This window comes from Pseudomonas chlororaphis subsp. aurantiaca (assembly GCF_013466605.1).
In the GTDB taxonomy this organism is placed as follows: domain Bacteria; phylum Pseudomonadota; class Gammaproteobacteria; order Pseudomonadales; family Pseudomonadaceae; genus Aquipseudomonas; species Aquipseudomonas chlororaphis_I.
This window is the reverse complement of the sequence record NZ_CP059162.1, coordinates 1,229,921-1,242,745: the sequence shown is the minus strand read 5'-3', so window position 1 is coordinate 1,242,745 and position 12,825 is coordinate 1,229,921. Positions and strand designations below refer to the sequence as shown.

Annotated in this window: 12 protein-coding genes; 9 read left to right on the top strand and 3 right to left on the bottom strand. The window is 65.0% G+C overall.

What is annotated here, in order from left to right:
- Positions 1-103 precede the first annotated feature (103 nt).
- Positions 104-808 carry a tellurite resistance TerB family protein gene (locus H0I86_RS05525; protein ID WP_180924313.1) on the bottom strand — a complete coding sequence of 235 codons (705 nt, stop codon included), beginning with the start codon at positions 806-808 and terminating at the stop codon, positions 104-106.
- A 190-nt stretch (positions 809-998) separates the two neighbouring features.
- Between H0I86_RS05525 and H0I86_RS05520 the strand changes: the two genes are divergently transcribed.
- The 7 genes from H0I86_RS05520 (at position 999) to H0I86_RS05490 (ending at position 9,313) form a co-directional block, all read left to right on the top strand.
- Positions 999-1,913 carry a LysR family transcriptional regulator gene (locus H0I86_RS05520; protein WP_081362584.1) on the top strand — a complete coding sequence of 305 codons (915 nt, stop codon included), beginning with the start codon at positions 999-1,001 and terminating at the stop codon, positions 1,911-1,913.
- Between the two features lie 104 nt (positions 1,914-2,017).
- Entirely contained in the window at positions 2,018-3,508 is a 1,491-nt protein-coding gene (locus tag H0I86_RS05515; RefSeq protein WP_080748335.1) for a gamma-aminobutyraldehyde dehydrogenase, read from the top strand.
- A gap of 87 nt (positions 3,509-3,595) precedes the next feature.
- Positions 3,596-4,747 (top strand): putative ABC transporter substrate-binding protein YdcS, encoded by a 1,152-nt coding sequence (ydcS, locus tag H0I86_RS05510; protein ID WP_180924312.1) that lies wholly within the window; start codon positions 3,596-3,598, stop codon positions 4,745-4,747.
- A gap of 196 nt (positions 4,748-4,943) precedes the next feature.
- Positions 4,944-5,981 (top strand): ABC transporter ATP-binding protein, encoded by a 1,038-nt coding sequence (locus tag H0I86_RS05505; protein WP_180924311.1) that lies wholly within the window; start codon positions 4,944-4,946, stop codon positions 5,979-5,981.
- A gap of 1 nt (position 5,982) precedes the next feature.
- On the top strand, positions 5,983-6,930 hold the full coding sequence (locus H0I86_RS05500) for an ABC transporter permease (RefSeq protein WP_180924310.1): 948 nt from the start codon (positions 5,983-5,985) through the stop codon (positions 6,928-6,930).
- Positions 6,920-7,747, top strand: coding sequence for an ABC transporter permease (locus H0I86_RS05495; RefSeq protein ID WP_180924309.1), 828 nt, complete (start codon positions 6,920-6,922; stop codon positions 7,745-7,747). The genes H0I86_RS05500 and H0I86_RS05495 overlap by 11 nt, the downstream gene beginning before the upstream one ends.
- A gap of 141 nt (positions 7,748-7,888) precedes the next feature.
- Positions 7,889-9,313 (top strand): gamma-aminobutyraldehyde dehydrogenase, encoded by a 1,425-nt coding sequence (locus H0I86_RS05490; RefSeq protein ID WP_180924308.1) that lies wholly within the window; start codon positions 7,889-7,891, stop codon positions 9,311-9,313.
- A 19-nt stretch (positions 9,314-9,332) separates the two neighbouring features.
- Here H0I86_RS05490 and H0I86_RS05485 read toward each other — a convergent pair whose 3' ends face one another.
- The gene (locus tag H0I86_RS05485; RefSeq protein WP_258019401.1) at positions 9,333-9,761 is read right to left on the bottom strand and encodes a hypothetical protein; all 429 of its coding nucleotides are present in this window, start codon (positions 9,759-9,761) and stop codon (positions 9,333-9,335) included.
- A gap of 166 nt (positions 9,762-9,927) precedes the next feature.
- On the opposite strand from H0I86_RS05485, the gene H0I86_RS05480 reads away from it, so the two are divergent.
- The gene (locus tag H0I86_RS05480; RefSeq protein ID WP_180924306.1) at positions 9,928-10,239 is read left to right on the top strand and encodes a hypothetical protein; all 312 of its coding nucleotides are present in this window, start codon (positions 9,928-9,930) and stop codon (positions 10,237-10,239) included.
- 222 nt (positions 10,240-10,461) lie between these two features.
- On the opposite strand, the gene H0I86_RS05475 is transcribed toward H0I86_RS05480, so the two are convergent.
- The gene (locus tag H0I86_RS05475) at positions 10,462-10,995 is read right to left on the bottom strand and encodes a GNAT family N-acetyltransferase (protein ID WP_180924305.1); all 534 of its coding nucleotides are present in this window, start codon (positions 10,993-10,995) and stop codon (positions 10,462-10,464) included.
- Between the two features lie 191 nt (positions 10,996-11,186).
- On the opposite strand from H0I86_RS05475, the gene H0I86_RS05470 reads away from it, so the two are divergent.
- Positions 11,187-12,806 carry a glucan biosynthesis protein D gene (locus tag H0I86_RS05470; protein ID WP_180924304.1) on the top strand — a complete coding sequence of 540 codons (1,620 nt, stop codon included), beginning with the start codon at positions 11,187-11,189 and terminating at the stop codon, positions 12,804-12,806.
- The last annotated feature ends 19 nt before the right edge of the window (positions 12,807-12,825 follow it).

The following is a 12,825-nucleotide window of genomic DNA, read 5'->3' as shown; positions in this document are numbered from 1 at the left end:
CAGATGGCTCGAGCGCCGCCAGCGATGATCCGGCACAAGCAGAGGGTATTTCAGCCATCAAGGAGGGCGTGCCGGGTTTTCCCCACTACACGCCCGATTAGCGTCAAAGACTGGCCTGGCGCACCTGCTTTTCCAGTTCGAGTTTCAACCCCGGCTCCAGCTTGAGCTGACGCGACAGCTCATCCAGGTAGGCCTTTTCCATGAAGTTTTCCTCATCCACCAGCATCACGCTGGCGACGTACATTTCGGCGGCCATTTCCGGCGTGCCGGCGGCCCGCGCCACATCCGCCGGATCCAAGGGTTTGTTGAGTTCGGCATGCAACCAGTGCTGCAGCGCCTGGTCGTTGTCCAGCTTGGTGAACTCACCTTCGATCAGGGCGCGCTCGCGCTCGTCGATATGGCCATCGGCCTTGGCTGCGGCCACCAGCGCCTTGAGGATCGCCTGGCTGTGTTGCTCGACCTGCTGCGCGGGCAGGCGGTCGAGGGTCTGCGGCTCGCTTTTCGGCGCACCGGCCTGCTGCGCCTGCCAGTTGCCGTAGGCCTTGTAGGCGATCACGCCCAATGCCGCCAGGCCGCCATAGGTCAGCGCCTTGCCCCCGAATTTGCGGGCTTTTTTATTGCCCAGCAGCAAGCCCATGGCGCCGGCGGCCAACGCTCCGCCACCAGCCCCGGACAACAGGCTGCCGAGCCCGCCGGAACCGCCGCCGAGCAACCCGCCCAGCGCCCCCTTGTCGGCACCGGATGCCTTGTTCTGCAACAGCTCCTGGCCGGACTTGAGCAATTGATCGAGCAATCCACGGGTGTTCATCCAAACCTCCAGCAACTTGAGTTGATCGAATCAATAAGGCCACCAGCCTAGATCGAAGTGCCCTGCGCCTGGGCTCGAGTGTGCTTCCAGATGTTGCTTCGCCGGGCTCGGTCATATGCCTGGGCAGTCGTTCGATTAAAAAGATATACACTCGAAAAAATCGATAAAAACGCCTGACCGGTGATTGCCCATGATGACCCTGCGCCAGATCCGTCACTTCATCGCCGTGGCCGAGACCGGCTCGATCTCGTCCGCCGCCCAGGCGGTGTTCATTTCCCAGTCGACCCTGACCCTGGCGATCCAGCAGCTCGAACAGGAAATCGGCGTCAGCCTGTTCAACCGCCACGCCAAGGGCATGACCCTGACCCACCAGGGCCACCAGTTCCTGCGCCAGGCGCACCTGATCCTGGCCACGGTCGACAACGCCAAGCGCAGCCTGCAACAGAGCACCGACCAGGTGGCCGGCCAGTTGATCGTCGGCGTGACCAGCCTGGTCGCCGGTTACTACCTGGCGGACTTGCTCACGCGTTTCCAGCGTGCCTACCCCAATGTGGAAATCCGCGTGATGGAGGATGAGCGCCCGTACATCGAGCACCTGCTGGTCAGCGGCGAAATCGACGTCGGGGTGTTGATCCTCTCCAACCTCGAGGACCGCCACGCCCTGCAAACCGAAGTGCTGACCCACTCCCCTCACCGCCTGTGGCTGCCCGCCCAGCATCCGCTGCTGGAACACGACAGCATCAACCTGGCGGATGTCGCCCGCGAGCCGCTGATCCAGCTCAACGTCGATGAAATGGACCGCAACGCCCAGCGCCTGTGGTCCGGCGCCGGCCTGCAGCCGCGCATCACCTTGCGCACCGCCTCCACCGAAGCGGTGCGCAGCCTGGTGGCGGCCGGGCTCGGGGTATCGATCCAGCCGGACATGACCTATCGCCCCTGGTCGCTGGAGGGCGACATCATCGAAGCCCGGCCCATCGCCGACCTCAGCCAGACCCTCGACGTCGGCCTGGCCTGGCGCCGCGGCACGGCGCGCCCGGCGCTGGTGGACCCGTTCCTGACCGTGGCCCGCGAACAGCCCCACGGCGGGCGCAAGCCATCTATTTAATCGAACGCTGCATTCAGTATTTAGTATTTGTCGAGCGCCGGCCCCGCCACTAGTCTCTGATCATCCGTCCAGAGAGGGCCGGGCCTCCGTCACTGGAGAGCACCATGGCCATACAAGAAAAGAGAACCCGGAAAATGGCTGGCGCGCAGACTCCGTTGTCCACCGCTTTGTTGATCGATGGCGAATTGGTCGCCGGCCAGGGCCTTGTCGAGCCGATCCTCAACCCGGCCACCGGCGAAGTGCTGACCCAGATCGCCGAGGCCAGCAGCGAACAGGTGGAAGGCGCGATCCTCGCCGCCCACCGCGCCTTTACCGACTGGTCGCGAACCACGCCCCAGCAACGCTCGAACATCCTCCTGGCGATTGCCGATGCCGTGGAAAAGCAGGCCGACCACCTGGCCCGCCTGGAATCGCTGAATTGCGGCAAACCGCTGCACCTGGCGCGCCAGGATGATCTCGGCGCCACCGTCGACGTGTTCCGTTTTTTTGCCGGCGCGGTGCGCTGCCAGACCGGCCAGCTGGCCGGCGAGTACCTGCCGGGCTACACCAGCATGGTGCGGCGCGACCCTATAGGCGTAGTGGCGTCCATCGCGCCATGGAACTACCCGATCATGATGGCCGCCTGGAAGATCGCCCCGGCCCTGGCCGCCGGCAATACCCTGGTGTTCAAGCCGTCGGAGCACACCCCACTGTCGATCCTGGCCCTGGCGCCGACCCTGGCCGAGTTGCTGCCGCGCGGCGTGCTGAACATTGTCTGCGGCGGTGGCGAAGGCGTCGGCAGCCACCTGGTCAGCCATCCCAAGGTGCGCATGGTGTCGCTGACCGGCGATATCGTCACCGGGCAGAAGATCCTCCAGGCCGCCTCGAAAACCCTGAAACGCACGCACCTGGAACTGGGCGGCAAGGCCCCGGTGATCGTCTGCAACGATGCCGACCTGCAGGCCGTGGTCGAAGGCGTGCGCAACTACGGCTACTACAACGCCGGCCAGGACTGCACCGCGGCCTGTCGGATCTACGCCCAGGGTGGGATCCATGACCGCCTGGTAGCCGAGCTGGGCGCCGCCGTGAGCAGCCTGCGGTTCGCCGGCAAGCGCGATGCCGACAACGAGATCGGTCCGCTGATCAGCACCCGCCAGCGCGACCGCGTGGCCAGCTTCGTCGAGCGTGCCCTGGGCCAGCCGCATATCGAACGGATCACCGGCGCGGCGGTGCATTCGGGCGCCGGCTTCTATTACCAGCCGACCCTGCTGGCCGGCTGCCGGCAGCAGGATGAAATCGTCCAGCGCGAAGTGTTCGGCCCGGTGGTCACCGTCACCCGTTTCGACGAGCTGGCGCAGGCGGTGGAGTGGGCCAACGACTCCGAATACGGCCTGGCCTCGTCGGTCTGGACCCAGAACCTGGACAAGGCCATGCAGGTGGCGGCCCGCCTGCAATACGGCTGCACCTGGATCAACAGCCATTTCATGCTGGCCAGCGAAATGCCCCACGGCGGCTTGAAACGCTCCGGCTACGGCAAGGACCTGTCCAGCGATTCGCTGCAGGACTACAGCGTGGTGCGCCACATCATGGCCCGCCACGGCAATGACCTGGAATAACGGCACTAAGCTAATAACAAGCCCTTAGGGCGCGCTCCATCACGTTCACAACTGCCCCGACCATAATTTGAAGAAGAGGGTTTCCCCATGTTCGTGCACAAGACCGCACTGCTCAGTGCAATCACTACCGCCCTGCTGGCCAGCGCCAGCCTCCAGGCCGCCGAACCGCTCAAGGCCGTCGGCGCCGGCGAAGGCCAGCTGGATATCGTGGCCTGGCCCGGCTACATCGAACGTGGCGAAAGCGACAAGAATTACGACTGGGTCACCGGCTTCGAGAAGGAGACCGGTTGCAAGGTCAACGTCAAGACCGCGGGCACCTCCGACGAGATGGTCAGCCTGATGGCCAAGGGCGGCTACGACCTGGTCACCGCGTCCGGCGACGCCTCCCTGCGACTGATCGTCGGCAAGCGCGTACAGCCGATCAACACCGCGCTGATTCCCAACTGGAAAAACCTCGATCCGCGCCTCAAGGACGCGCCCTGGTACGTGGTCGACAAGCAGACCTACGGTACGCCCTACCAGTGGGGCCCGAACGTGCTGATGTACAACACCACCGTCTTCAAGCAGGCGCCGACCAGCTGGAGCGTACTGTTCGACGCGCAGAACCTGCCGGACGGCAAATCCAACAAGGGCCGCGTGCAGGCCTATGACGGGCCGATCTACATCGCCGACGCCGCGCTGTACCTCAAGAGCGCGAAACCGGAACTGGGGATCCAGAGTCCTTATGAATTGACCGAAGCCCAGTACAAGGCGGTGCTCGACCTGCTGCGCGCCCAGCAGCCGCTGATCCACCGCTACTGGCACGACACCACGGTGCAGATGAGCGACTTCAAGAACGAAGGCGTGGTCGCCGCCAGTTCCTGGCCGTATCAGGTCAACGGCCTGATCAACGAGAAACAGCCGATCGCCTCGACCATTCCCAAGGAAGGGGCCACCGGCTGGGCCGACACCACCATGCTGCACAGCGAGGCCAAGCACCCCAACTGTGCCTACAAGTGGATGGACTGGTCGCTCACACCGAAGGTCCAGGGCGACGTCGCCGCCTGGTTCGGCTCGCTGCCGGCCGTACCGGCGGCCTGCAAGGAAAGCGAACTGCTGGGCGCCGAGGGTTGCAAGACCAACGGCTTCGACCAGTTCGACAAGATCGCCTTCTGGAAAACCCCGCAGGCCGAGGGCGGCAAGTTCGTGCCGTACAGCCGCTGGACCCAGGACTACATCGCAATCATGGGCGGTAGGTGAGCCCCCTGTAGCCGCTGCCGCAGGCTGTCCGCAGGACCTCCTGCGCCCTCAGGATCGCCGCGCCCCTGCGGGGCGATCGCAGCCTGCGGCAGCGGCTACAGGTTCCTGCGCCAGGCCGGCTCCAGCAGGAGCGGCCTTCGCCGCCAGACCTGATCCCGCTTAATTTCGACAGCGCGCTTTCCCGGAGCACCGCACCATGACGCTTGCAGTCCAGTTCACCAACGTTTCCCGGCAGTTCGGCGAGGTGAAGGCCGTTGACCGGGTTTCCATCGATATCCGGGACGGCGAGTTCTTTTCCATGCTCGGCCCTTCCGGTTCGGGCAAGACCACCTGCCTGCGCCTGATCGCCGGTTTCGAACAGCCGAGCGCCGGCTCGATCCACATCCACGGGGCCGAAGCCACTGGGTTGCCGCCCTACCAGCGGGACGTCAATACCGTGTTCCAGGATTACGCGCTGTTCCCCCATATGAACGTGCGCGACAACGTGGCCTACGGCCTCAAAGTCAAAGGCGTCGCCAAGGCCGAGCGCCTCAAGCTCGCCGAAGAAGCCCTGGCCATGGTCGCCCTGGAAGGCTACGGCGAGCGCAAGCCGGTGCAGCTGTCCGGCGGCCAGCGCCAGCGCGTGGCACTGGCCCGGGCGCTGGTCAATCGGCCGCGAGTCCTGCTGCTGGACGAACCCCTGGGAGCGCTGGACCTGAAGCTGCGCGAACAGATGCAGGGCGAACTGAAGAAGCTCCAGCGCCAGCTCGGCATCACCTTCATCTTCGTCACCCATGACCAGACCGAAGCCCTGTCGATGTCCGACCGCGTGGCGGTGTTCAACAAGGGCCGCATCGAGCAGGTCGACAGCCCGCGCAACCTGTACATGAAGCCGGCCACCACCTTCGTCGCCGAGTTCGTCGGCACCTCCAACGTGATTCGCGGCGAGCTGGCCGAACGCCTGAGCGGCAGCCAGCGGCCCTTCTCGATCCGCCCGGAACACGTGCGTTTCGCCGAAGGCCCGCTGTCCAGCCACGAGATCGAAGTCAGCGGCCTGCTGCACGATATCCAGTACCAGGGCAGCGCCACCCGCTACGAGCTGCAACTGGACAACGGCCAGACCCTCAGTATCAGCCAGGCCAACAACCAATGGCTGGACAGCAGCGCCCAGCACCAGACCGGGCAACGCATCAGCGCGCGCTGGGCCCGCGAGGCGATGATCCCGCTGGCCGATACCCTGGCGAGCGAGGTGTGACATGAACACCCTGGCGATCACTCCCCAAAGCGCCGGCGGCTCGCCGTTGCGGCGCTTTTCCAACCTGCTGTACCGACGGCCGAACCTGTACCTGGCGCTGCTGCTGGTGCCACCGCTGCTCTGGTTCGGCGCGATCTACCTGGGTTCCTTGCTGATCCTGCTCTGGCAAGGCTTCTACACCTTCGACGACTTCACCATGGCGGTCACCCCGGACCTGACCCTGGCCAACTTCGCCGCGCTATTCCAGCCGTCGAACTTCGACATCATCCTGCGCACCCTGAGCATGGCCATCGCCGTCTCGCTCGCCAGCGCCGTGGTCGCCTTCCCCATCGCCTACTACATGGCACGCTACACCAGCGGCAAGACCAAGGCGTTCTTCTATATCGCGGTGATGCTGCCGATGTGGGCCAGCTACATCGTCAAGGCCTACGCCTGGACCCTGCTGCTGGCCAAGGGCGGCGTGGCCCAGTGGTTCGTCCAGCACCTGGGGCTGGAGCCGCTGTTGCAGTTCATCCTGGGGATTCCCGGGGTCGGCGGCAGCACCCTGTCGACCTCGCACCTGGGGCGCTTCATGGTGTTCGTCTACATCTGGCTGCCGTTCATGATCCTGCCGATCCAGGCGTCCCTGGAACGCCTGCCGCCGTCCTTGCTGCAAGCCTCCGCCGACCTCGGCGCCAAGCCGCGCCAGACCTTCATGCAGGTGATCCTGCCGCTGTCGGTGCCGGGCATCGCCGCCGGCTCGATTTTCACCTTCTCCCTGACCCTGGGCGACTTCATCGTGCCGCAACTGGTGGGCCCGCCCGGCTACTTCGTCGGCAGCATGGTCTACGCCCAGCAAGGGGCGATCGGCAACATGCCGATGGCCGCCGCCTTCACCCTGGTGCCGATCGTGCTGATCGCCATTTACCTGTCCATCGTCAAACGCCTGGGGGCCTTCGATGCGCTCTGACTCAGCCAAGCACGGAGAACCAGCCTCGTTGGGCCTGCGCCTTGCCGCGTGGGGCGGGCTGCTGTTCCTGCACTTCCCGATCCTGATCATCTTCCTCTACGCCTTCAACACCGAAGACGCGGCCTTCAGTTTTCCGCCCCAGGGCTTCACCCTGAAGTGGTTCAGCGTGGCCTTCGCCCGCCCCGACGTGCTCGAGGCGATCAAGCTGTCGCTGCAGATCGCCGCCATCGCCACCCTGATCGCCCTGGTCCTCGGCACCCTGGCCTCGGCGGCGCTGTACCGGCGGGACTTCTTCGGCAAGCAGGGGATTTCGCTGATGCTGATCCTGCCCATCGCCCTACCGGGGATCATCACCGGCATCGCCCTGCTGGCGACCTTCAAGACATTGGGGATCGAACCGGGGATGTTCACCATCATCGTCGGCCACGCGACCTTCTGCGTGGTGATTGTCTACAACAACGTGATCGCCCGCCTGCGCCGTACCTCCCACAGCCTGATCGAGGCCTCGATGGACCTGGGCGCCGACGGCTGGCAGACCTTCCGCTACATCATCCTGCCGAACCTCGGCTCGGCGTTGCTGGCCGGCGGCATGCTGGCGTTCGCCCTGTCGTTCGACGAAATCATCGTCACCACCTTCACCGCCGGCCATGAACGCACCCTGCCGCTGTGGCTGCTCAACCAGCTCAGCCGGCCGCGGGACGTACCGGTGACCAACGTCGTCGCCATGCTGGTGATGCTGGTGACCATGCTGCCGATCCTCGGCGCCTATTACCTGACCCGCGGCGGCGAGAGCGTGGCGGGCAGCGGTGGCAAATAACCCTGTAGCGCTGCCGCAGGCTGCGATCGACCCAAAGGGTCGTGGCGCGCTCCGGTTCGCTGAAGGCCTTCGGCCTTATCGCAGCCTGCGGCAGCGGCTACAGATCGCAGGACATCCAACAGATATTTCAGGAGAACAGCCATGCAAACCAAACTCTTGATCAACGGCCAACTGGTCACTGGCGAAGGCCCTGCCCAGCCAGTATTCAACCCGGCCCTGGGCCAGGTGCTGGTGGACATCAACGAGGCCAGCGAAGCCCAGGTCGATGCCGCGGTGCGCGCCGCCGACAGCGCCTTCGAGAGCTGGTCGCAAACGGTGCCGAAAGAACGCTCGCTGCTGTTGCTCAAGCTGGCCGACAGCATCGAAGCCCACGGCGAAGAGCTGGCCCGGCTGGAGTCGGACAACTGCGGCAAGCCATTGAGCGCCGCCTTGAACGACGAGATCCCGGCAATTGCCGACGTGTTCCGTTTCTTCGCCGGCGCCAGCCGTTGCCTCAGCGGTTCGGCCGGCGGCGAGTACCTGCCGGGCCATACCTCGATGATCCGTCGCGACCCGGTGGGAGTGATCGCCTCCATCGCACCGTGGAACTACCCGCTGATGATGGTCGCCTGGAAAATCGCCCCGGCCCTGGCGGCCGGCAACACCGTGGTGCTCAAGCCCTCGGAGCAGACCCCGCTGACCGCCCTGCGCCTGGCCGAGCTGGCGGCGGCGATCTTTCCCGCCGGCGTGCTCAACCTGGTCTTCGGCCGCGGCGCCACGGTGGGCCAGCCGCTGGTGACCCATCCGAAGGTACGCATGGTGTCGCTCACCGGCTCCATCGCCACCGGCTCGAACATCATTTCCAGCACCGCCGACAGCGTCAAACGCATGCACATGGAACTGGGCGGCAAGGCGCCGGTGATCATCTTCGACGACGCCGACATCGACGCCGCCGTGGAAGGCATCCGCACCTTCGGCTTCTACAACGCCGGCCAGGACTGCACCGCCGCCTGCCGCATCTATGCGCAGGAAGGTATCTACGAACGCTTCGTCGAGAAGCTCGGCGCGGCGGTCGCCAGCATCAAGTACGGCCTGCAGGGCGACCCGGACACCGAGCTGGGCCCGCTGATCAGCGCCCAGCACCGCGACCGCGTGGCCGGGTTCGTCGAACGTGCCATCGCCCAGCCGCATATCCGCCTGGTCACCGGCGGCAAGGCGGTGGACGGCGACGGCTTCTTCTTCGAACCGACGGTGCTGGCAGACGCCCAGCAGGACGACGAAATCGTCCGCCGCGAAGTGTTCGGGCCAGTGGTCTCGGTCACCCGCTTCGCCGACGAAGCCCAGGTCCTGGGCTGGGCCAACGACTCGGACTACGGCCTGGCGTCCTCGGTGTGGACCGCCGATGTCGGCCGCGCCCACCGTCTTTCGGCGCGGCTGCAATATGGCTGCACCTGGGTCAACACCCACTTCATGCTGGTCAGCGAAATGCCCCACGGTGGGCAGAAACTCTCCGGCTACGGCAAGGACATGTCCCTGTACGGGCTGGAGGACTACACCGTCGTGCGCCATGTGATGTTCAAGCACTGACCCCGGGCAGCACGCCCTGCTAGTAACAGTTGCCGTCGGTTTCCCGGCAAAACTCGTAGGGCGTGTTGCTGATGAACCCATCGAGCCAATGGTGTTGCCAATCCGGCCACTGAATGATGTAGGTCTTGGTGGCCTTGATGAACTCCAGGCCAAAGATGCTGATGCTGTTGTCGTCCTCGTACATCCGCAGGTCCAGCGTCCAGTCCCGGATCAAGGGCGTGCGGTAGACCCGCTCCGGGTCCTCAAGGTCGATGACCTGCAGATAGCCCTTGCCGCCGGAAGGCACCAGCAGCCCGCCGGCCGAGGCATGCTGCAACAGGTAACGACCGGAGGGGCTGGTCGCCGAATAGGGCTCGCGTTCGAGCACTGTGTAGAGCGCGCTGATGAACACCAGTGCACAGGCTCCCAGCAGGCCCCCCACGACCGCCAGGGTCTTCTTGTACTTCATCGCGCGCACGCCGAAAAACCGCAATTCATTTGCCCGATCTCCCTGAAAGGCGGCTATTGAACGAGGTCTGGCCAAGCCGATCAAGTTGCGGCACCATCCGCCGCCACAAAACGCCTGGCTTCCCCGCCTACGGCACGGAAACTTCTCCGGCAGCAAGGATGCGCCCATGCCTCGTCACTCCCGAATCGTCAGCCTGATGCTGCAAGTGGCCGTCTGGCTGGTGCTGCCGTTCGCCGCCCTGCAACTGGGCCTGGTATTGACCCGCGCCGGCGCCGCGCCCTTTGTCTCGGCGGTGGCGGTTCCCACCGGGGTCCTGTCCCTGGTACTGATTCAGATCACCCTGGTGTATGCCGCCGCCAAAGGCTGGCACGCCTGCGGCATGCCGGCCCACTATCGCTGGCTGGGCCTGTGGCTGGGCTGCGTGCTGGTGCTGTATGCCGTGCTGCGGTTCATACCATCGGCGGGGAGCGGCACATGAATCACAGCGGATTCACTCGGGATGATTGGCTCCGCCTGCTCACAGCCCTCTTCGCCCACTCGCTGGCGGTACTGGCCTTTCTCCTGGCCAATCGCTACGGCGTTTCCTCACAATCCCGTCCGGGGTTACTTCTACTGCGCGCAGGCCAGCCTTCTGCCGCTGGCCGCGATCGGCCTGGCCCGCTGGCTGCACCGGACCTGCAGGCCGCAATCTGGCTGAAGATCAGGCCAGCCTGAGGTACAGATGGATATCCTCGGGCTCCAGTCGGTACAACTCCGGATCGGGGGCCGACAACAGCTCGCAGCCCAGGCGGCGGTAGAAATCCACGGTGTTGCGCGATGGCGTGGCCGAGACATAGAGCCCCTCGCCGCCCATGCGCCGCGCCTGCTCGGCGGCCAGGCCGAACAGCCGCTGGCCCAGGCCGCGCCCGCGGTAAGCCTGGCTGACATGCAGGAACTTCAGCTGCCGCAGTTGCAAGCCGGCGCTGTGGATAACCAGGCAATCGACCACCGTCGCGGCCACCAGCCGGTGCTCGTCGAACGCCCCGTACAGCCAGCCGCCGCGCTGTTCGCACGCCTGCAAGACCTGCGCGTCATGCTCGGCCTCGCCGGGCGGCCAGCCGGTCACCACTTCGCGCTGGGGATAACACAGCAGTTGCCCGTCCTGCAGGCGGTAGAACTCTTCGATCAGTTCCGCGCGGTCAATCAGTTTGAACAGCGGGATGTCTTGCGGAGTCAAAGGGCGTTCATTGAGCATCTTGGGTTTCCTGAAGCCGTCCGTGGTTTTACGTATCGATACACGCGGGGCATTTTTTGCCTCGGGCGAACCGATTATTCTATCCGCCAGCTGTTAAAAGTCCGTTGTGTTTGGCCGAAGGCATGACCGAACCTCCATTTCCGATCCAGCGCAGCCAGGAAGGGCTCGGGATCTCCTGACAAGGCTCACTTATGCATCGCAGGCATCTTCTGAAAGCATCCATGGCGCTGGCAGCCTACACCGGCCTGTCGGCCACGGGTCTGTTGGCCACCCGGGCCTGGGCGGGCGCCGCCGACGGCGAAGCGCAGGCCTTCGATTTCGAGCTTCTCAAGGCCCAGGCCAAGCAATTGGCCAGCAAGCCCTACGTGGACACCAAGCAGGTGTTGCCGCCAACCCTGGCGACCATGACCCCGCAGAACTTCAACGCGATCCAGTACGACGGCAACCACTCGCTGTGGAAGGAGCTGAACGGCCAGCTGGACGTGCAGTTCTTCCACGTCGGCATGGGCTTCAAGCAGCCGGTGCGCATGTACAGCGTCGATGCCAAGACCCGTCAGGCGCGGGAAGTGCATTTCCGTCCGTCGCTGTTCAACTACCAGAACACCAGCGTCGACACCGCGCAGCTCAAGGGCGACCTGGGCTTTGCCGGCTTCAAGCTGTTCAAGGCCCCGGAACTGGACAGGCACGACGTGGTGTCCTTCCTCGGCGCCAGCTATTTCCGCGCGGTGGACAAGACCGGCCAGTACGGCCTGTCGGCCCGCGGCCTGGCGATCGACACCTACGCCAAGAAACGTGAAGAGTTTCCCGACTTCACCAAGTTCTGGTTCGAGACCCCGGACAAGGACAGCACCCGTTTCGTGGTCTATGCCCTGCTCGACTCGCCCAGCGCCACCGGCGCCTACCGCTTCGACATCGACTGCCAGGCCGAACGCGTGGTGATGGACGTCGACGCGCACGTCAACGCCCGCACCGCCATCGAACAGCTGGGTATCGCGCCGATGACCAGCATGTTCAGCTGCGGCACCCATGAACGGCACATGTGCGACACCATCCATCCGCAGGTCCACGACTCGGACCGCCTGGCCATGTGGCGCGGCAACGGCGAGTGGATCTGCCGCCCGCTGAACAACCCGGCGACCCTGCAGTTCAATGCCTTCGCCGACAAGGACCCGAAGGGCTTCGGCCTGGTGCAGACCGACCACGAGTTCGCCAACTACCAGGACACCGTGGACTGGTACAGCCGGCGCCCGAGCCTGTGGGTCGAGCCGACCACCGCCTGGGGCGAAGGCTCGGTCGACCTGCTGGAGATCCCCACCACCGGCGAGACCCTGGACAACATCGTGGCCTTCTGGACCCCGAAAAAGCCGCTGGCCGCCGGGGACTCGCTGAACTACGGCTACAAGCTGTACTGGAGCGCCCTGCCACCGGTGGGCACGCCGCTGGCGCGGGTCAATGCCACCCGTTCGGGCATGGGCGGCTTCGTCGAGGGCTGGGCCCCGGGCGAGCATCACCCGCCGGTCTGGGCCCGGCGCTTCGCGGTGGACTTCAATGGCGGCGGCCTGGAGCGGCTGCCGGAGGGTACCGGCATCGAACCGGTGGTCACCACGTCGAACGGCCAGGTCAAGGATTTCCACGTGCTGAAGCTGGACGAGATCCAGGGTTATCGCGTGCTCTTCGACTGGTACCCGACCAACGACAGCGTCGATCCGGTGGAACTGCGGCTGTTCATCCGCACCAACGATCGCACCCTGAGCGAAACCTGGCTGTACCAGTACTTCCCGCCCGCGCCGGACAAGCGCAAGTACAGCTGAGGAAGCACTATCGCCTGTA

Coding starts and splice junctions, on each gene's coding strand:
- H0I86_RS05480 (WP_180924306.1), top strand. CDS start 9,928: ATGCCTCGTCACTCCCGAATCGTCAGCCTGATGCTGCAAGTGGCCGTC.
- H0I86_RS05520 (WP_081362584.1), top strand. CDS start 999: ATGATGACCCTGCGCCAGATCCGTCACTTCATCGCCGTGGCCGAGACC.
- H0I86_RS05490 (WP_180924308.1), top strand. CDS start 7,889: ATGCAAACCAAACTCTTGATCAACGGCCAACTGGTCACTGGCGAAGGC.
- H0I86_RS05525 (WP_180924313.1), bottom strand. CDS start 808: ATGAACACCCGTGGATTGCTCGATCAATTGCTCAAGTCCGGCCAGGAG.
- H0I86_RS05500 (WP_180924310.1), top strand. CDS start 5,983: ATGAACACCCTGGCGATCACTCCCCAAAGCGCCGGCGGCTCGCCGTTG.
- H0I86_RS05485 (WP_258019401.1), bottom strand. CDS start 9,761: ATGAAGTACAAGAAGACCCTGGCGGTCGTGGGGGGCCTGCTGGGAGCC.
- H0I86_RS05515 (WP_080748335.1), top strand. CDS start 2,018: ATGGCCATACAAGAAAAGAGAACCCGGAAAATGGCTGGCGCGCAGACT.
- H0I86_RS05475 (WP_180924305.1), bottom strand. CDS start 10,995: ATGCTCAATGAACGCCCTTTGACTCCGCAAGACATCCCGCTGTTCAAA.
- H0I86_RS05505 (WP_180924311.1), top strand. CDS start 4,944: ATGACGCTTGCAGTCCAGTTCACCAACGTTTCCCGGCAGTTCGGCGAG.
- ydcS (WP_180924312.1), top strand. CDS start 3,596: ATGTTCGTGCACAAGACCGCACTGCTCAGTGCAATCACTACCGCCCTG.
- H0I86_RS05470 (WP_180924304.1), top strand. CDS start 11,187: ATGCATCGCAGGCATCTTCTGAAAGCATCCATGGCGCTGGCAGCCTAC.
- H0I86_RS05495 (WP_180924309.1), top strand. CDS start 6,920: ATGCGCTCTGACTCAGCCAAGCACGGAGAACCAGCCTCGTTGGGCCTG.